Source organism: Streptomyces toxytricini (genome assembly GCF_014649915.1).
Classification (GTDB): domain Bacteria; phylum Actinomycetota; class Actinomycetes; order Streptomycetales; family Streptomycetaceae; genus Streptomyces; species Streptomyces toxytricini.
The window spans coordinates 1-18,695 of sequence record NZ_BMTY01000002.1 but is presented as its reverse complement, the minus strand read 5'-3'; the positions used below and the strand labels follow the sequence as shown (position 1 = coordinate 18,695).

15 protein-coding genes and 1 pseudogene are annotated in these 18,695 nt (G+C 74.1%); 5 read left to right on the top strand and 11 right to left on the bottom strand.

From position 1 onward, the window contains the following. Positions 1-331: 331 nt before the first annotated feature. Positions 332-1,423 carry an AI-2E family transporter gene (locus IE170_RS02280; protein ID WP_189807898.1) on the bottom strand — a complete coding sequence of 364 codons (1,092 nt, stop codon included), beginning with the start codon at positions 1,421-1,423 and terminating at the stop codon, positions 332-334. A gap of 165 nt (positions 1,424-1,588) precedes the next feature. Between IE170_RS02280 and aspS the strand changes: the two genes are divergently transcribed. Beyond that, positions 1,589-3,394: an aspartate--tRNA ligase gene (gene aspS / locus IE170_RS02275; RefSeq protein WP_189807629.1), complete on the top strand. Its 1,806-nt coding sequence runs from the start codon at positions 1,589-1,591 to the stop codon at positions 3,392-3,394. Positions 3,395-3,479: 85 nt separating this feature from the next. Here aspS and IE170_RS02270 read toward each other — a convergent pair whose 3' ends face one another. Next, entirely contained in the window at positions 3,480-5,111 is a 1,632-nt protein-coding gene (locus IE170_RS02270; RefSeq protein ID WP_308428351.1) for a VWA domain-containing protein, read from the bottom strand. 515 nt (positions 5,112-5,626) lie between these two features. Here IE170_RS02270 and IE170_RS02265 point away from each other — a divergent pair. Next, positions 5,627-7,726 (top strand): PhoX family protein, encoded by a 2,100-nt coding sequence (locus IE170_RS02265; protein WP_189807627.1) that lies wholly within the window; start codon positions 5,627-5,629, stop codon positions 7,724-7,726. A 90-nt stretch (positions 7,727-7,816) separates the two neighbouring features. Here IE170_RS02265 and IE170_RS02260 read toward each other — a convergent pair whose 3' ends face one another. From IE170_RS02260 to IE170_RS02245, 4 genes are all read right to left on the bottom strand, one after another. Further along, positions 7,817-9,079: a sensor histidine kinase gene (locus IE170_RS02260; protein ID WP_189807626.1), complete on the bottom strand. Its 1,263-nt coding sequence runs from the start codon at positions 9,077-9,079 to the stop codon at positions 7,817-7,819. A gap of 14 nt (positions 9,080-9,093) precedes the next feature. Further along, positions 9,094-9,828, bottom strand: a complete 735-nt coding sequence (locus IE170_RS02255; RefSeq protein WP_223855511.1) for a hypothetical protein — start codon at positions 9,826-9,828, stop codon at positions 9,094-9,096. 39 nt (positions 9,829-9,867) lie between these two features. Continuing rightward, entirely contained in the window at positions 9,868-11,889 is a 2,022-nt protein-coding gene (locus tag IE170_RS02250) for an FUSC family protein (protein ID WP_189807625.1), read from the bottom strand. 136 nt (positions 11,890-12,025) lie between these two features. Further along, complete coding sequence (locus IE170_RS02245; protein WP_189807624.1) at positions 12,026-12,853, bottom strand: hypothetical protein; 828 nt, start codon at positions 12,851-12,853, stop codon at positions 12,026-12,028. A gap of 126 nt (positions 12,854-12,979) precedes the next feature. Here IE170_RS02245 and IE170_RS02240 point away from each other — a divergent pair. The 3 genes and pseudogenes from IE170_RS02240 to IE170_RS02230 form a co-directional block, all read left to right on the top strand. Beyond that, positions 12,980-13,438: pseudogene (locus IE170_RS02240) on the top strand (RrF2 family transcriptional regulator); the annotation flags it as partial. Positions 13,439-13,590: 152 nt separating this feature from the next. Beyond that, positions 13,591-13,989: a RidA family protein gene (locus IE170_RS02235; RefSeq protein ID WP_189807623.1), complete on the top strand. Its 399-nt coding sequence runs from the start codon at positions 13,591-13,593 to the stop codon at positions 13,987-13,989. A gap of 60 nt (positions 13,990-14,049) precedes the next feature. Beyond that, a complete protein-coding gene (locus tag IE170_RS02230; RefSeq protein ID WP_189807622.1) occupies positions 14,050-14,451 on the top strand; it encodes a hypothetical protein in 402 nt (133 codons plus the stop codon). A gap of 324 nt (positions 14,452-14,775) precedes the next feature. Here the strand turns inward: IE170_RS02230 and IE170_RS02225 are convergent, their stop codons facing one another. The 5 genes from IE170_RS02225 to IE170_RS02205 form a co-directional block, all read right to left on the bottom strand. Further along, positions 14,776-15,081 (bottom strand): hypothetical protein, encoded by a 306-nt coding sequence (locus IE170_RS02225; protein WP_189807621.1) that lies wholly within the window; start codon positions 15,079-15,081, stop codon positions 14,776-14,778. Between the two features lie 180 nt (positions 15,082-15,261). Then, positions 15,262-15,900, bottom strand: a complete 639-nt coding sequence (locus IE170_RS02220) for a class F sortase (RefSeq protein ID WP_189807620.1) — start codon at positions 15,898-15,900, stop codon at positions 15,262-15,264. A 244-nt stretch (positions 15,901-16,144) separates the two neighbouring features. Then, positions 16,145-16,396 (bottom strand): hypothetical protein, encoded by a 252-nt coding sequence (locus tag IE170_RS02215; protein WP_189807619.1) that lies wholly within the window; start codon positions 16,394-16,396, stop codon positions 16,145-16,147. A 122-nt stretch (positions 16,397-16,518) separates the two neighbouring features. Next, positions 16,519-17,436 carry a factor-independent urate hydroxylase gene (pucL, locus tag IE170_RS02210; RefSeq protein WP_189807618.1) on the bottom strand — a complete coding sequence of 306 codons (918 nt, stop codon included), beginning with the start codon at positions 17,434-17,436 and terminating at the stop codon, positions 16,519-16,521. A gap of 270 nt (positions 17,437-17,706) precedes the next feature. Further along, positions 17,707-18,695 (bottom strand): aminotransferase class III-fold pyridoxal phosphate-dependent enzyme (locus tag IE170_RS02205; RefSeq protein ID WP_189807617.1); only part of this gene is annotated, 989 nt, incomplete at its 5' end.

The following is an 18,695-nucleotide window of genomic DNA, read 5'->3' as shown; positions in this document are numbered from 1 at the left end:
TGTCTCCTCTTCTGAGCGGACACGTCGTGGTGCAGCCGAGAGGAGAAGTCGGCACCGCCCGCAACGGCAAGCGCCGTGCTGGTCCCCCCGGTCCGGTCAACGACGATGGCACGAAGAGGAACCGCATACCAGGGGGTTAAGGGCGAGACGGCCGGAGCGGCTCGAATCCTCCCTTTACCAGACGGGTCCGGCCTCCACGGGCCCTACAGATCATTCCGGGCGTTTGCGCAGGACGGCACGGCAGTGCGCAACCGGTGCCCTCGGGTCCGCCGCTTTCGGACGATCAGGGACCGGTTCGGGGTTGTCCGGAAAGCGCCACTACTCCAATGGCCTAATCCGCATCCGGCACCGGGGGACCCGCCGGCTCCGCGGCGGCCGGGGCAGCGAGTGCGTACCGGGCCCGCAGCTCGGAGAGGACGCCGAACGCCGCCGCCGTCAGCGGCACGGCCAGCAGCATGCCGAGGATCCCCGCGACGCCCGCGCCGGCCGTGATGGCGAGCATGACCACGGCGGGGTGCATCTGCACGGTCCGGCTCTGGATCACCGGCTGCAGGACGTGCCCCTCCAGCACCTGCACGGCGAGGACGACGCCCACCGCCCACAGCCCGACGATCCAGCCGCGCTCGGCGAACGCGACGAGGACCGCGACCGCGCCGGAGATGAACGCCCCCAGGTAGGGGATGTACGCGCCGACGAACACGAGCGCGCCGAGCCCGACCGCGCCGGGGACCTGGAGCACCAGCAGGCCCGCGGTGATGCACAGGGCGTCGATGAGCGCGATGAACGTGGTTCCGCGCATGAAGCCCTCGACCGCCCCGTAGGCGCGGCGGGCCATCGCCTCGACGGTGTCGCCGGAGGCGCTCGGCGCGAGTGAGCGCAGCGTCCCGACGGCCCGGTCGGAGTCCTTCAGGAAGAAGAAGATCAGCAGCAGGGCGAGGACGGCGGTGGCGAGCATCGAGGTGACGGCGCCGATGCCGGCGATCACGCCGGACGCGGCGGTCCCGCCGAACTTGGCCAGGAGCCCCTTGGCGTTCGCGGCCAGGTCCTCCAGCGAGGTGCCGGCGGCCCCGAAGTGCGGGGCGAGGTCCTGCCCGGCGCGCCGCAGCGAGCCGACGATCTGGTCGCCGGTGTCGATCAGGGCGGCGACCACCACGTACGTCGCCCCGCCGACCACCGCGGTCACGGCGAGGCAGGTCACCGCCGCGGCGAGGGAGCGGTTGGCCCCCATCGCGACGAGCCGCCGGTGCATGGGGCCCAGCAGGGCCGTGCCGAGCAGGGCGAGCAGGACGGGGGTGACGGCCGTCTTGAAGACGATGCACAGCCACACGCCGACCGCGGCCACACCGGTGACCAGCAGGACGACGACGCACCACGCGGCGAGGCGGCGCACGGGCTCGGGCAGCAGCGAAGGGGAGGGGCTCAGCACCCGGTCATCCAACCACGCGCCCGCCGCGATCGTCTTTGCCGCTCATCGGGCCCGGTGCGCCCGTCCGGCGGGGCGGGCGGGCGCGCCAGCGCGGGTCCCGGCCCGGACGGTAACCTTGTAAAGGTTGAATCCACCCTGGTATCGCGAAGAACTGGATGACTGATGCATCGGTACAGGTCCCACACCTGCGGCGAGCTCCGCGCCTCTGACGTCAACACCGACGTCCGGCTCAGTGGCTGGCTGCACAATCGTCGAGACCTGGGCGGCATCCTCTTCATCGATCTGCGCGACCACTACGGCATCACGCAGCTCGTCGCCCGCCCCGGCACCCCGGCCGCCGAGGCGCTGGACAAGCTCTCCAAGGAGACCGTCGTCCGCGTCGACGGCAAGGTCGTCTCCCGCGGCGCCGAGAACGTCAACCCCGACCTGCCCACCGGCGAGATCGAGATCGAGGCCGCGGAGGTCGAGGTGCTGGGCGCCGCCGGCCCGCTGCCCTTCACCATCAACACCGACGACGGTGTGAACGAGGAGCGGCGCCTGGAGTACCGCTTCCTCGACCTGCGCCGCGAGCGCATGCACCGCAACATCATGCTGCGCTCCGCGGTGATCGCCGCGATGCGGCAGAAGATGACCGCGCTCGGCTTCAACGAGATGGCCACCCCGATCCTGACCGCGACGTCTCCCGAGGGCGCGCGCGACTTCGTGGTGCCGTCCCGCCTGAACCCCGGCAAGTTCTACGCGCTGCCGCAGGCGCCGCAGCAGTTCAAGCAGCTGCTGATGATCTCGGGCTTCGACCGCTACTTCCAGATCGCGCCCTGCTTCCGCGACGAGGACGCCCGCGCCGACCGCTCGCCGGGCGAGTTCTACCAGCTCGACGTGGAGATGTCCTTCGTCGAGCAGGAGGACGTCTTCCAGCCGATCGAGAAGCTGATGACCGAGCTCTTCACCGAGTTCGGCGGCGGCCGCGAGGTCACCTCGCCGTTCCCGCGGATCCCGTTCCGCGAGTCGATGCTCAAGTACGGCAACGACAAGCCGGACCTGCGGGCGAAGCTGGAGCTCGTCGACATCACCGACGTCTTCGCGAACTCCGAGTTCAAGGCGTTCGCCGGGAAGCACGTCCGCGCCCTGCCGGTCCCGGACACCGCCGCGCAGCCCCGCAAGTTCTTCGACGGCCTCGGCGACTTCGCCGTCTCTCTCGGCGCGAAGGGCCTGGCCTGGGTCCGCGTCGGCGAGGACGGCTCGCTCACCGGCCCGATCGCCAAGTTCCTCACCGAGGAGAACGTCAAGGTCCTCACCGAGCGCCTGGGCCTGGCCCCCGGCCACGCCGTGTTCTTCGGCGCGGGCGAGTTCGACGAGGTCTCCAAGATCATGGGCCCGGTCCGCGTCGAGGCCGCCAAGCGCGCCGGCCAGTTCGAGGAGAACGTCTTCCGGTTCTGCTGGATCGTCGACTTCCCGATGTACGAGCGGGACGAGGAGACCGGCCGGATCGACTTCTCGCACAACCCGTTCTCCATGCCGCAGGGCGGCATGAAGGACCTGGAGGAGAAGGACCCGCTCGACATCCTGGCCTGGCAGTACGACATCGTCTGCAACGGCATCGAGCTGTCCTCCGGCGCCATCCGCAACCACGAGCCCGAGGTCATGCTGAAGGCCTTCGAGATCGCGGGCTACGACGCGGAGACCGTAGAGCGCGAGTTCGCCGGCATGCTGCGCGCGTTCCGCCTCGGCGCCCCGCCGCACGGCGGCATCGCCCCGGGCGTCGACCGCATCGTCATGCTCCTCGCGGACGAGCCGAACATCCGCGAGACCATCGCGTTCCCGCTGAACGGCAACGCGCAGGACCTGATGATGGGCGCTCCGACGGTGCTGGAGGAGTCCCGCCTGCGCGAGCTGAACATCGCACTGCGCAAGCCGGTGGAGACGAAGACCTCCGAGCCGGTCGAGAAGGCCGTCAAGCAGCACCAGTAGCCCGACGCACGGCGAAGGCGCCCCCGATCCGGATCTCTCCGGGGCGGGGGCGCCTTCGTGTCGGTCGCGGTAGGGGCGGGGCCGCTCAGAAGTGCTCCAGGACGCCCTTGAGCAGGGCCGCGGAGGTCAGCTCGCGGGGGGCCGGGCCGGCGTGGAAGAAGCCGGTGTGCGCGCCGTCCAGCTTGCGCAGGAAGTCGAAGGCCTTGTTGTCGTGGTCGCCGAACGCGACGAACTGCCAGTGGACCTCCGGTGCCGCCTCGGCCGCGTCGGCGAGCGCCTGCTTCGCGGGCTGGCGGCTGTCGGGGGCGCCGTCCGTCTGGAACACGACGAGGGCCGGGCCCGCGCCGCCGTCCTCGCGATACCGCTTCAGGACCTGCTCCACGGCGACGTGGTAGCTGGTGCGGCCCATGCGGCCCAGCTCGCCGTTGCGGGCCTCCGCCCAGGAGGCGTCGTGGGTGTCGAGGGTGAGGTCGGCGGTGCCGTCCACCTCCGTGGAGAAGAACACGCTGTGCACGGTCGCGTCGGCGTCGAGGTGCGCGGCGAGCGCCAGCGCGTGGTCGGCGAGGTGCTGGGCGCTGCCGTCCTTGTAGAACGGGCGCATGGAGCCGGAGCGGTCCAGGACCAGGTACACCTTGGCGCGCGCCCCGGTACGGCCCTTGGCGCGGAGCACCTGCCCGGCGGCCTTGTAGGCGGCGGCCACCTCGGGTGCCCGCTTCCGCACGACGGCCGCCGTGACGGCGGGCCCCTCGGCGACGGGCTCGACCGCGGGCCCGGGTTCCGCGGCGGCCTCGGCTTCGGCAGCGGCCGCCGGCTCGGCCTCAGGCTCCGCCTCGGCGGCGGGCGCGGGCTCGGCGTCCGCAACGGGGGCGGTCTCGGCGGCGGGCGCGGGCTCGGGCTGGGCCTCGGCCACGGTGTCGGCCTCGGCGGCCGGGGCGGCTTCGCCAGCGGCGGGCTCGGGCTCCGCCTCGGCGGCGGCTTCGGCAGCGGCGGGTGCGGGCTCGGGCTCCGCTTCCGCGTCCGGAGCGGTTTCGGCGGCCGGGGCGGACTCGGCCGCAGCGGCGGGGGCTTCGGCGGGGGCTTCGGCGTTGGTCTCGTCGGCGGCTGCCTCGGCCGAAGGTGCGGCCTCTGCCTCGGCTACCGGCTCCGCCTCGGCGGCGGCTTCGGCAGCGGCGGGTGCGGTCTCGGGCTCCGCTTCCGCCGGAGCGGTTTCGGCGGCCGGGGCGGACTCGGCCGCCGCGGCGAGGGCTTCGGCCGCTGCGGGCGCGGGCTCCGCTTCGGCCTGCGGCTCCGGGGCGCCGGCTCCGGCGGCCGGCTCTGCGGCTTCGGCCTCCGGCTGCGCGGGGGTGGCGTCAGCGGCGGCGGGCTCCGCCGCCTCGGGGGCCGGTGCGGCCGCGGCTTCGGGGGCCGGTGCGGGCTCCGCGGGAGCGGCAGCGGTGTCGGAGTGCGGCGGCTGGGACGGGGAGAGGGGGCGGCGGGCCTCGGGGACGGTCGGGTCCGCGGCCGTCGCGGTCAGTACGGTGGCGCCCGCTTCGCGGTCGCGCGGTGCGGACTGCGGCGGGACGGTCGGATTGTCGAAGGACGCCGCGACGAGCTCGGCCGCCGCGTCCAGCGGGTGGCGGTCCGCCTGGTTCGGCACGGCAGGCGAAGAGGTGGTCGAGGTGGCCTCGGTCGTCTCCGGAACCGGCTCGGCGGACCGTCCGAAAACCTTGCGCAACAAGCTCCGAATACCCATGGGCCAGGCCTTTCGCATGAGTGCGTGCGTCTTTTGTCCGTGCTGCGCGGTTGATCCCTGCCCAGAGTGGACACGTAAGGTTATCGGCCCCTCGGCTGGAACGTCGGCAGGGTCACCCTTCGTGGCGCCCAGCCCGTTCCGTCCGTTTTCGGCCGTCTCCCACATCTCCCGTTTGTTCCGGCCCCCGCGGGGAATTGCCCCAGCGGACCGCGCTGACCGGCACCGTATCGCGTCCCTCCGTTTCACTGAAGCGGCACCGTACGAACCGAATTGGGCGTTTTTGCGTCAAGTGTCGGGTGGCTGTCACCCGCCGCCGGATGTGGCCGAAAGACGGAGGCCGCCACCCGGCACGCCCGCTCCGGCCGTGAACTCCCGCTCCGACGCGCCCGGTTCACCGCGCGTTCATCCGGCGGCCGCCGTACCGGTGCGGGCCCGCCCTAGCGTCACGGCTGGATCCGGCCGGCCTCCCCGTCGGCCCGTGCAGCTACGGAGGATTTCTCGTGCGCAAGCTCCTGCCGCTCATCGGCACCCCGCACGGGGGCGGCCGTTCCGCCCTCACCTGCCGCTACCGCTGTGGGGACGCCTGCTTCCACGAGGTTCCCAACACGAGCGGCAACGAGTACGTCGGCGACGTCATAGCCCGCGCCTACTCGCGCCGTTCCATGCTGCGCACTGCCGCCGTCGTCACGGTCGCCACCGCCGCGGGCACCGCGACGGCGGTCGGCGGCAGCGCGTCCCCCGCGAGCGCCGCCCCCGTGGCGGACGCCCTCGCCGCCGACGGCGGCGCAGACGCCGCGGGAGCCCGCGGCCTGCGCTTCACGCCCGTCGCGCCCAACACGCACGACCGGGTCACCGTCCCCGCCGGCTACGAGCAGAACGTCGTCATCCGCTGGGGGGACCCCATCGTCAAGGGCGCCCCCGGCTTCCACCCGGACCGGCAGAGCGCCGCCGCCCAGGCGGGCCAGTTCGGCTACAACAACGACTTCCTCGCCCTGCTCCCGCTCGGCAGCGGTTACGAGCGCCAGCAGCTCCTCGTCGCCAACCACGAGTACACCGACGAGCAGCTGATGTTCCGCGGCTACGACCCGGAGAACCCGACCCGCGAGCAGGTCGAGATCGCGTGGGCCGCGCACGGCCTCGGAGTGGTCGTCGTCCAGGAGGACCACCGCAGCGGCCGGCTGACCGCCGTGAACCGCCATCCGCTCAACCGCCGCCTCACCGCGACCAGCGAGTTCCGCCTCTCCGGGCCCGTCGCCGGCAGCGACCTGGTGAAGACCTCGGCCGACCCCTCCGGCACCCGGGTCCTCGGCACGCTGAACAACTGCTCCGGCGGCACCACCCCCTGGGGCACGACCCTGCACGGCGAGGAGAACTTCAACCAGTACTTCGCCAACGCCGGCAAGGTCACCGACCCCGTCCAGGCGGCCCGCCTGAAGCGCTACGGACTGAGCGGCGGCGCGTCCGAGCGCAAGTGGGAGCGGTTCGACCAGCGCTTCGACGTGCTCCGGGAGCCCAACGAGCCCAACCGCTTCGGCTACGTCGTCGAGCTCGACCCGTACGACCCGCACTCCGTGCCTCGCAAGCGCACCGCCCTGGGCCGCTTCAAGCACGAGGGCGCGCAGCCCCGGCTGACCGAGGACGGCCGCCCGGTCGTCTACAGCGGCGACGACGAGCGCTTCGACTACTTCTACAAGTTCGTCTCCTCGAAGCGGATGAAGAAGGGCAACTCGCGGGCGGCGAAGGAGCACAACCTGACCCTGCTCGACGAGGGCACCCTGTACGTGGCCAAGCTGACCGGCGACTCCCCTGCCGCCGAGGTCGACGGCACCGGCAGGCTCCCCGGGGACGGCGCCTTCGACGGGTCCGGCACCTGGATCAAGCTGGCGACCGCCTCGCCGTCGGGGAACGTCTCGCACGTCGAGGGCATGACCGCGGAGGAGGTGTTCGTCTTCACGAGGCAGGCCGCCGACAAGGCGGGCGCCACCAAGATGGACCGGCCCGAGGACATCGAGCCCTCGCCGCGCACCGGGCGCGTGTACGTGGCGCTGACCAACAACTCCGACCGCGGCAAGGCCGGCAAGCCGGGTGCGGACGAGGCCAACCCGCGCAACGCGAACAAGCACGGCCAGATCCTGGAGCTCGCCGAGAACTTCGACGACCCGGCCGGCGACGGGTTCGCCTGGCGGCTGTTCCTCGTCGCAGGCGACCCGAACGACCCCTCGACGTACTTCGCGGGCTTCCCCAAGGACCAGGTCAGCCCGATCTCGTGCCCGGACAACGTGGCCTTCGACCCGCACGGCAACCTGTGGATCTCCACGGACGGCAACCAGCTCGGCTCCCACGACGGCCTGTTCGGCGTCGCGACGGCCGGCCCGCGCCGCGGTGAGCTGAAGCAGTTCCTGACCGTGCCGCGCGGCGCCGAGACCTGCGGCCCGCTGGTGCAGGACAAGCGGGTGCTCGTCGCGGTGCAGCACCCGGGCGAGGTCGACGGCGCGTCCGTGGAGAAGCCGGCGTCGGCGTGGCCCGACGGGCCCGGCAAGCTGGTCCGCCCCGCCGTGGTGGCCGTGTGGCGCAAGGACGGCCGGAACATCGGCGTCTGATCCGGCCGGCTCGGCCGGACGGGTGGTCGCCGGCGGCGGGGGTGTGTTTCACGTGAAACACGCCCGCACACCCCCGCATGCCGTCGTCCGTCACTCGCCGGTCAGCCGTCCGACGGGCAGCCGGAGCGTGGTGGCGGCGCCCCCGTCGGGAGCGTTGGAGAACGCGATGCCGATCCCCAGGACGGCCGCCTGACCGGCGGCGATGGTCAGCCCCAGCCCGTGCCCGCGCCCGCGGCCCGGGTCGCCCGTGCGGAACCGCTGCGGCCCGTGCTCGATGAGCTGGTCCGGGTAGCCGGGCCCGTGGTCCCGTACGGTCACGACCGGGCCCTCCACGCTCACCTCGATCGGCGGCGCCCCGTGCTTGTCGGCGTTGGCGAGCAGGTTGGCCAGGATCCGGTCCAGGCGCCGGCGGTCGGTGACCACCTCCGCGTCCCGCACGACGCGGACCGAGGCGTCGACCCGGGTGGCGGCGACGGCCCGGCGCACCGCGTGGCCCAGCTCGACGCGGGCCAGGTCGGCCTGTTCGACGCCCGAGTCCAGGCGGGAGACCTCCAGCAGGTCCTCGGTGAGCCGGTGCAGCGCGTTCAGCCGGTCGTTGATCATCTCCTTGGGGCGGCCGTCCGGCAGCAGGGAGGCCGCGGCGATCGAGCCGGTCAGCGGGGTGCGCAGGTCGTGGGCGACATCGGCGGTGAACCGCCGCTCGGCCTCCAGCCGGTCCTGCAGGGACTGCGCCATCGAGTTCAGCGCCTGGGCGACGTCCCGGACCTCGTCGCGGTGGCGGGGCCGCTGCTCCGCCGCGTCATCCCCGGCCGTCGGGAAGTCGACGCGGGCGTCCAGGTCACCGGCGCTGATCCGGCGGGCGACGGCCGCGGTGGCCGTCAGCCTCCGGCTGATCCGGTCCGCCAGGAACAACCCCGCCAGGGCCACCACGCCGGCGGCCACCGCGGAGGCGGCCAGGATCGCGGTGTCCAGGTCGCGCAGCCGGGAGCGCGTGCCGCCGTACGGGACCCAGACGGCGAGGGCCTTGCCGTCGGCGGGCCCGGCGGCCCACATGACGGGCTTCCCGGCGTGCGCGCCGACCATGCTGCCCGTCCTGCCGCGGGCCACGAGCCGGCGCAGCGGAGGCGGCAGCCCGGGCGGGTCCAGGGCGACGTTCACGTCGCCGTGCGCGGTGCCGTACTGGTACAGGACGAGCGCGTGGTCCAAGGCCAGCTCGGCCTCCTTGCGGACCTCGCCGACGACCTGCCGGGCGACCACGTCGTGCACGAGGATGCCGAGCGCGGCGGATACCGCGCAGCACACCGCGGTGGTCGTCAGGGCGATCTTCCAGCGCAGGCTGCCCGCCCTCCGCATGCCGGCCCGGCCCCTCAGCCCCGGACCGCCGCGCACGGGACGGAGCCGGTCTTCAGCGTGGGGCACTCGTCGAGGGTCAGCTCGGACAGGTTCATGATCCCCGCCTCGGGGTCCCACACGTAGTCGGAGACGGACACCTTCTCGGGGTTGGAGGTGGGTTCGCGGACCGCGAGGTGCTCGGCCGCCACCTCGACGCCCTCAAGGACGCCGCGCCGGGACAGGATCCGGGTGATCGAGCCGTCGTCGCGGACGGTGTAGACGCGCAGTTCGCTGACCCGGCCGTCGACGTCCAGGGCGGTGATCAGCTCGTCGCGGCCGTTTCCGGTCACGTCGTGCAGCACGGGCGGCCGCACCGGGCAGAACGGTCCGCCGTCCACAGCCTGTGTACAGAGTGCGAGCCGCTGCACGGCCCGCGGGTCGACGAGGCGGCCGGTGCCGCCGTCCTGTTCGGCGGCGGCCGTGATGTCGGCCCGCACGATGGCCAGCGGGTCCACGGACCGGATGTCCAGGTCGGCGGCCTTGGGCAGGCCGGGGACGACGGCCGCGGCGCCGGGCTGCCGGCCGGGGTCGGGCGGGTCCGGGTGGATGTCCTTCCACAGGGTCTGCGGGGCGTGGACGGTGCCCAGGTCGCCGTCGTCCCGCAGCCCCTCCACGTCGGCGCAGCCCGCCGCGGCCGCCGGAGCGGCGGCGAGCAGCAGGACGGCCGCGGCGCGGCGGCGCCGGCCGCGACGGGCGAGGAGGGGCCTCATGCCCCGATGCTCCCCCGGCCCGGGCCCGGCGGCCCGGCCTCAGGCCCGTTCGGGGGAGGCGAAGCCGTGCGCGGAGGCCACCTCGTGGCGTACCGGGGCCAGGACGGACTCCTCGTCCCAGGAGCGCTCCGGCGGCGGCTCCAGCCGGTCCGGGGTCCGCGCGGTCCGTACGCCCGCGGCCAGGGAGCGCAGGTCGGCGCTGAGGGCCTCCACCTCGTCCGGCGCGGGCGGCGGGGCCCCGTGGTTGACGCGGACCCGGGCGGCGGTGGTGGCGTCCACGACCCGCTCGACGGCGACGACGAGCGGCCACCAGGCGGCCGCCCGCGTCCCGGCCGGCGGCGGCTCGGTCAGCGCCCGCTGGAACTCGCTGCGCACGCCCGACAGGTCGCGGTAGATCCGCCGCCGTGCCTGGAGGCGTGCGGTCCGCGCGGCCCGCAGCCCGGCCTCCGTGGCCGGGCGGGGCCCGAAGGCGCGCTCCACGTACCGGGCGGCGTCGTCGACCGCGTCGGCGAGCCGGTCCCCGATCCGGCTGCGCCAGCTCTCCGGCCACAGCAGGTAGCCGGCGACCAGCGCGATGGCGCAGCCGATCAGGCTGTCCACCAGGCGCGGCCGGATCAGGTCGAAGCCCTGGTGGTTCAGCAGGTCCGACAGCAGCAGGATCACCGGGGTGATCGCCGCCGTCTGGAAGGCGTACCCCTTCGCCGAGAACGCCGGGATGAGAGCGGCGAGCACCGCCATGACGGGCACGTCCCACCAGCCGCGGGGCACCTCGGCGAGGACCGCGGCGGCGACGACGAGCCCGCCCGCGGTGCCCACGGCCCGCAGCACGGCCCGCGAGAACACCGAGCCGAAGTCCGGCTTCAGGACGAACGTGACGGTCAGCGCCACCCAGTACGAGCGCTCGACGGGTACGAGCGAGACGAGCGACTGGGCGATCCCTATGCACAGGGCGAGCCGCAACCCGTACCGCCAGGAGGCCGGGGACAGCGCCATGTCGCGCACGGCGCGCCGGGCCCGGACCGTCAGCGCGGCGGGCCGGCCCAGCTTGTCGTCGACGCTGTGCGGGAGGGGCTCGGCGAGGTGGACGACCGGCGCCGCGTGCCGCAGCGCCGCGTCCAGGGCCCGTTCGGCGCGGGTGGCGGGTGCGGGCAGGTCCAGGACGGGGGTGCCGGTGCGGCCCTCCTCCACGGCCCGCGCCAGTTCCCGTACGGCCGCCGGGTAGGCGGGCGGCAGTGGGCGGCCGCGCAGGTGGGCGGCGGGCGCCGCCTCGACCAGCGGGATCACGACATTCAGCTGGGCGAGCATCCGCACCAGGCCGGGGCTGCGGCCGTGGACGCGGGCGCGGCGGCCCAGGACCAGGTCGTACGCCTGGTTGAGGGTCTGGGTGAGCCGGCGGCGGCGCTCGTCGTAGCCGGGCCCGCCTGCCGCCTCCAGGGCGTCGGCGAGCGCCCGGTACGTGGCGGCGACGGCGGCCCGCTCCGGTTGGCGCCCGCGCAGCGGCCAGCCCAGCAGGGTGAGGGCGAGGACGAACAGGCCGCCGGCGGCGAGCAGCAGCGGGGCCGCCCACCACGGCCGGGGCAGCGGCAGGCCGGCCCCGACGACGGCGTTGAGCAGGAGCAGCAGCCCGGACACGGACGCCACCGTGCCGATCGAGGAGATCATTCCGGAGACGAGGGCGATGAGGGTGAGGGCCCCGACGGCGACCCAGCCGTGCCCGAAGACCAGCGTGCCCAGGGCGACGCCGACCGCGCCGAAGAACTGCGGCACGGCGATGTTGAGGATCCGCATCCGGTAGGCGTCGGCGGTGTCGCCGATGACGCCGCTGAGGGCGCCCATCGACACCAGCGCCCCGTACTCGGGCTCGTCGAGGGCGAAGCCGACGGCGAGCGGCGCGGACAGGGCGACGGCGGCGCGTGCCACGGCGGCCCAGGGGATCGGGGCCGCCTCCGGGCGGAGGCCGGAGAGCAGCCACGCCGGGGGCGCGGGCGGGTGCGGGCGGGTCCGGCGCCCGGACGGTATGCGGTGCGCGCGTTCGGTGCGCTCCCTGTGCTCGGTGCTCATGTCCGCCTCGGTGCCCCCGCCGCTCGCGAGTCGTCTGCCGGTCTCGGATCTGCCGTGGTGCCGCGCCCCGCACGGTTGTGCATCCACTGGGGCGTTCTGCGCAGTTGGTACCTTCCGAGCTTATGGGGTGCCCGGTTCACGGCGTGCGGCGCACCCGGCCCGACAGCCACGCGGCCAGTGCGGCCGCCAGCCCGACCGCCAGGACCACCCAGGCGGTGGTGCGCAGGAATGCGGTCAGTGCGTCGTAGACCGCGCCGGCGGCCGCCCGGTCGATGTCCGGCGGCAGGTCGTCGAGGGTGATCCGGCGGCCGACGGCGACCGCGATCCACAGCAGGGCGGCCCCGAGGGCCAGCCCCAGGCCGGTCGCGGCCACGGCCCGGCGGCGCCGGACGGCGACCGCGATGGCCGCGGCGGCCAGGACGACGGTCAGGGCGGGGAGCCAGACACCGGCGATCTGCAGCATGCGGAAGCCCTCCCGGAGCGCGCCCAGGTTGTCGTACTCCATGACCTTCACCGTCACCCGGGTCTCCGGGATGAGCTCCGCCAGCGGTACGCCGTCCGTGACGAGCTCCTGCCGGATCCGGGCGACGACCGGCGCGAGGTCGATGGTGACGGCCTTGCCCTCCCCGGTGGTCAGGGCCTCCAGGAAGGCGGCGTGCGCGGCCCGGTTGGCCGCGTCCCAGGCGGTCCGGTAGGCGGGGGTGCCGGCGAAGGAGCCGACGGCCTCGCGCAGCAGCGCCTCGATCCCGCCCTGGAAGGGCCCGGCGTCGATCTGCCCGGACAGGGCGCGCGCCGTCTGCGTGACCACCACCCCCTGCACGGCCGGGTCCGAGGCCAGGGGCGACATCGCAGCGGTGTAGCGGTCGGCGTCGCCCAGCTCGCGGTCGGCCCAGTACCCCACGGCGCTCGCGGGCACGAGGAGGGTCACGAGCGCGATGAGGACCGCCGAGATGAAGGTGCGCACGTCACCAGGGAACGCATCCGGGGAGGGGGCCGCGAGCGGGGCTGCTGCGGTCGGGTGGCGGTGCGTCCGTTCAGGCAAATGCCCTTGCCCCCGGGATCCCGGACATCTAGTGTCCCGGTTATGAGGATGGGTGAGGGCGTCGAGTGGGCCCTGCACAGCTGCATCAACCTGGCCTGGCTGGGGCCGGAGCGGGCGGTCCCGGCGGCCCGTCTGGCCGCCTGGCACGATCTTCCGCCCGCGTACCTGAACAAGCAGCTCCAGGCGCTCGCACGGGCGGGCCTCCTCGTCTCCACCCCGGGGGCGCGGGGCGGCTTCCGGCTGGCCCGGCCGCTCGCCGAGATCACGCTCATGGACGTGGTCGCGGCGGTCGAGGGGCCCGAGGAGGCCTTCCGCTGCACCGAGATCCGCCGCCGGGGGCCCGGCGGCGGCCCGGCGGCCGACGGCGGACCCGAGTGCGCGATCGCCCGCGGCATGGCCCGCGCCGAACTGGCCTGGCGGCACGCCCTGGCCGGGCAGAGCCTCGACGACATCCGACGTGAGGCCGAGCGGCAGGCCCCCGAGGCCCCCGAACGGCTGCGGGCCTGGTTCACCGCCCCGGCGGCAAGCCCGACGGCACCCGGCCCGGCCCCCGATCCGGCGCCCACCGATCCGGCGCAGGCCAGGCCGGCACCGGCCGACCCGACTGCGCCCTCCGATCCCACAGGACCCTCCGACCCGACAGAATCCGGAGCTTGGCAATGACGCGCAGCACCACCAACCCCGCGGAACTCCACGACCCGACCGGTTTCGGCTACAGCCACGTCGTCTCAGCCCCGGGCGAGCAGGTTTTCATCGCCGGTCAGTACGGCTCCGACGAGACGGGGCACGTCGTCTCCGACGACTTCGAGGAGCAGGTGGCCCGGGCCTTCGCCAACCTGCGCACGGCCCTGGCGGCCGTCGGCCTGGGCCCCGCCGACGTCGTCCGCATCGGCACCTACATCGTGGGGCACGACCAGCAGAAGCTGGAGGTCCTCCTGAAGCACCTGCACGACACCTGGGGGACCGGGCTGCCCGCCCAGACCCTGATCGGGGTCGCCTCGCTGGCCCTGCCCCGGATGCTCTTCGAGATCGACGCCGTTGCGGTCCGCACCCGCTGATCCACTTGCCGGGCGCAGGTGCCGGGTGTGCCCTGGATGGGGGAAGAGAGGAGCCCTGTCATGGCACACGCGGCACCCGCCACCCGACGGCACCACCGGCGGTCGGAGCCCCTGCACTTGAGCCCGGGCATGCTGGCCGGACCCCTGCTCCTCGGGCTCGTCTACGGCATCTACGCGGCCTTCATGAACCGCCAGACGGGCCCCGTCACCGTGGCGAACGTCTTCTACGGCATCCTGTGCGGCGCCCTCTTCGCGGCGATCATGTTCACCCTCGCCCGGGTCGGCCCCCGCATGGCCAAGGAGGCCCGCGCCGCGGCGTACGCGGCGTTCGGCGGCATCGCGGTGGGCTACCTGTACAGCCTGACCGGCGACTCCTTCCTGCGCTCCGCCTGGGTCGGCCTCGCCACCGGCATCGGCGTCGGCGTGGTGGCGTACTACCGGTACTACCAGCGCGAGAGCTGAAAACGGCCCCGGCACGCGCCGGCTCCCGTACCCGTAGGCGGGGTGCGGGAGCCGGCGCGTGTGCGTCAGTCGCGAGCCGCTGCCCGAGAGGCGGCCGCGGTCTCACGACCGGCCGCCGTGTCGGGGACGGACTGCGCCGACGGAGCGGCATCGGTTTCGTCCGGTGCGGGCCGCCGGGCAGCGGGCGCCGGTCCCGACGGAGGTGAGAAGCGGGCGGCCTCGGCGCGGAGCAGGGCGTTCAGAGCGGCGAAGGGGTCGATGGGCATGGTGAAGACCTCACGGTGCTGGGGGGTGTGGGGGGTGGTGCGCTGCCGCTTGGCCCGCTCAGCAGCGCAGCACCACGCTCCGTGCCGCCCGGCCGGACGACACCGGGCCGGCCGTCTCGCACCGCCCGGTGACCTCCCGCCGGCCGGAGTGTTCCACGTGAAACATCGGCGGTTGCGCCCATTGCCGCACCCCGGCCTGTCCGCGGACCGGCTGCCGCACGACCCGGGCCTCCGGCTCGGCCGAGGGGTCGCCCTCGCGTTCGGCAGGAATGCCCGGTCCGCCCGGCAGCCCCGTGGCATAGCGGGCGGCTTCCTCCCCGCAGATTGCCGACGCGGCGGCAGGGGACGCGGCCAGCAGGCACATCAGGGCGAGACAGGCCGCCGCAAGGGCCCTCGTCACCGCCGTCCGCGCCCGCCGTGTTCCGGTCATGCCGGGGATGTGCCCCGACACGCCGGAGAACCCGCCGCCCAGCCCGGGGAAAGCCCCCGACCGGCGGACGAAGACACCCCCTCTCGGCCGACAACCGGCGCGGCACCGGCCGCCTCAGCCTGCGCGCCGGTGGCCCGTCAGCCGCGCCACAACCGTGGTCTCCCCGCTCACCAGACGCAGTTGGGCCCGGCCGGGCCGCTGCCCGCGCCGGGCCACCCCGGCAGGTGAGACCGCGTCGACGGTGAACACGGCCGTACGGCCGTCCTCGCGCACGACCTCGACGGTCACGCCCCGCCGCAGCTCGGCCAGGCGCAGGTCCGGCGCGGAGACCACGGACACGCCGGCCGCACCGGGCGCCGGCGTCCCGGCCTCCCAGTACGCCTCCTCCACCTCGCCGCCCCGCCTCGGCCGGCCCGCTGACGGCCCGTCCGTCCCCGGCGGCCCCGCCTCGGCGGCGCGGAAGGGCAGGTCCGCCCCCAGGGCGGGGACGAGCAGCCGCAGTGGCAGCGAAGCCCGCAACGGGGTGAGGGCGGAGGCCCGCGACGGCCGCGACCCCTTGCCCGAGGTCCGCTGCCCGGCATGCTCCAGCTGCTCGACGAGCCGGCGGTGCCCGGACAGGCCCAGCGCCCGCGACGGCAGCGCGTCGGCCGAGGTGGGCGCAGGCCGCGCCCCGTCAGTGCTGCGCAACAGCCCTATGCCGGTCCCCAGCAGAGCCACCGTCAGCACGCCGACCACCCACTTGGCGCGGGCCATGGAATGTCCTCCCGGTCCGATGCACCGGCTCCGGCAGCCGGTCCCACAGAGAGCAGTGGAACCCCTGGCCGTCCACCGCCACTGCGGACAACGCGACCGGTTGACGGTGCGTCACTCCCGGCCCGATCCGGTCTGCCCGCATCAGCCCAGCTGGGACCCGGTGCACCGGGCCGTGCGCGCCCCGGCGCACGTACCCCCGAACGGGCGAGGGGCCGCGGCGCCGTCGACGCCCCGGCCCGGTGGGTCACACCACCACGAACGCGACCGCCGCCGCCCCCATCAGGGCTGCGGCGAGGTGCACCGCTCCGTGTCCGTAGTCCCCGTACCACAGCTGCCGGGCCAGGCCGCCGAGTGCGGCGAAGGCCGCGATCACACCGATCTGCGCGAGCAGCGTCACCGCCGTGAACGGGACCAGCAGCAGGACGACGGAATTCAGCCAGAGCGGGCCCGTGCCCGTCCAGCCGCGCCATCGGCGGATCGCCGTCTGCCTGCGCATGACCACCGGCTCCCTCGGTCGTCGACTCGTCAGCTGCACAGCCTCCTTGCAGGCGGCGGCGGGGACAAGGGACCGTTCGGCAAGAAAACCGGAAGCCGCGGCCGAAAGTCGCCGCGGCCGCGTCAGGCGGTGATCCAGTCGCCGGTGGCGATCACCGGCTGGACGCCGTCGCGGTGGACGGTGCCCTCGATCAGGCCGTACATGCGGTCCGCCGCGAAGTAGACCTCGTTGTCGTTCTTGAGACCGAACGGCTCCAGATCCACCAGGAAGTGGTGCTTGTTCGGCAGGTTCAGCCGCACCTCGTTGACCCGGGGGCAGTGGTCGAGGACCCGCTCGGCCATCTGGTGCAGCGTCTGCTGCAGGGAGTACGAGTACGTCTGCGCGAACGCCTCCAACAGGTGCCCCCGGACCTTCTTGTACGAGCGGTCCCAGTCGTGCCCGGCGTCGTCGGCGGCGAGCGCCGAGTGCGCCCAGCGGGCCGTGACCTTGGTCGCGAGGATCCGGTCGTACGCCTCCTGCAGCGTCGTGTACTCGTCCTTGATGTAGCCGTGGAACTCGGAGTCCGTCGAGTTCATGACGGTCAGCTCCTTCAGGCCGGAGACGACCTGCAGGCCGGTGGTCTCGCTGTAGGTGACCTGCGCGGTCCGCACCTCCTGCCCCTTGCGGACGAAGGAGTGCTGCTCCTTGCGGGTCGGGACGGGGATCCGCTCCCAGGCGAACTCCTCGATCCGGATCTGCGCCTCCCGGATGGGCGCCTGGGAGGAGACGAAGTGCCTGGCGAGCAGGATGCCGAAGGCCTCAGGGGACTCGATGCCGTGCTCCTTGCCGAAGGCGTACACCGTGTTCTTGGTGGTGTCGGTCGGCAGGCAGTTGGCGTTGTCGCCGGTCAGGTGGACGTCGCGGAACTCGCCGCGGAGGGCGACGGAGACGTTGAGGTCGCGGATCTCGTGCCAGGAGCCGTCGCCGCCCTTGCGGGTGACCTTGACGATGCGGTTCTCGGCCTTGCCGTACTGGTTCTGCGCCAGGACGTGCTTGCTCATGGTGTCTTCCTTCGGGTCCTCGGGAACACGGAGTCCGGTGGTCTGGATCCCGTACGCCCGGCGTCCAGCGGTCTCCCGCTCCCCGCCGTCCGGTCCCCGCGGGACCGCCCCGGGACTGACGTGCATCCCGGTCCGTAAGGTGCCGGCCCTGCTGCACGGCCGGTTAACGGATTGCAACACGCCGGGGCCCCGTTCTCCCCCGTACGGATCGTCCGAATCCCGGCCACCCGCCCTTGGGCGACCCCACAGCCGCGCCGCGCGGGGCCGCGGTCAGCCCGCCGTGTGCGCGTCCGCGACGGCCAGGGCCGTGTCGAGGGCCTCCAGGCCGGCGGCCACGTCATGCGGGGCGATGGTGCAGGGCGGGGCGATGTGGATGCGGTTCCCGGCGGTCAGCGGCCACAGCCCGGCCTTGCGGCAGGCGGCCGCGAACTCCGCCATCGGCGCGTTGTCGGCGCCGGAGGCGTTGTACGGGACGAGCGGCTCGCGCGTCTCCCGGTTCCGGACGAGCTCCAGCGCCCAGAACGTGCCCAGCCCGCGCACCTCCCCGACGGACGGGTGCCGCTGGGCGAGCGCCCGCAGTCCCGGCCCCAGCAGCTCCGCGCCGGTCCGCGCGGACTGCTCGACGACGCCCTCCTCCTCCATCACGCCGATCGTCGCGACCGCCGCGGCGCAGGCCAGCACGTGCCCGGAGTACGTCAGCCCGCCCGGGTAGGGGCGGCGCGCGAAGGAGGCAGCGATCGCCCCGGAGACCGCGACCCCGCCGAGCGGCACGTATCCGCTGGTCACGCCCTTGGCGAAGCACAGCAGGTCGGGGGTGACGCCCCAGTGCTCGGCGGCGAACCACCGGCCGGTGCGGCCGAAGCCGACCATCACCTCGTCCAGGACGAAGACGATGCCGTACCGGTCGCACAGCTCGCGGACGCCCGCCAGGTAGCCGTCGGGGTGGACGAGCACGCCCGGCGCGCCGCCGACGGTCTCCAGGACGATCGCGGCGATCGAGGCCGGCCCCTCGAAGACGACGGTGTCCTCCAGGTGGCGCAGCGCCCGCTCGCACTCCTCGGCCGGCGTGGCGGAGTAGAACGGCGACCGGTAGGCGAACGGCCCCCAGAAGTGGACGACGCCTGCGGTCGCGCTGTCGTTGCCGAAGCGGCGGGCGTCGCCGGTCAGGTTGATCGCCGTGCTGGTGGCGCCGTGGTAGGAGCGGTAGGCGGACAGCACCTTCGGCCGCCCGGTGTGCAGGCGGGCCATGCGGACGGCGT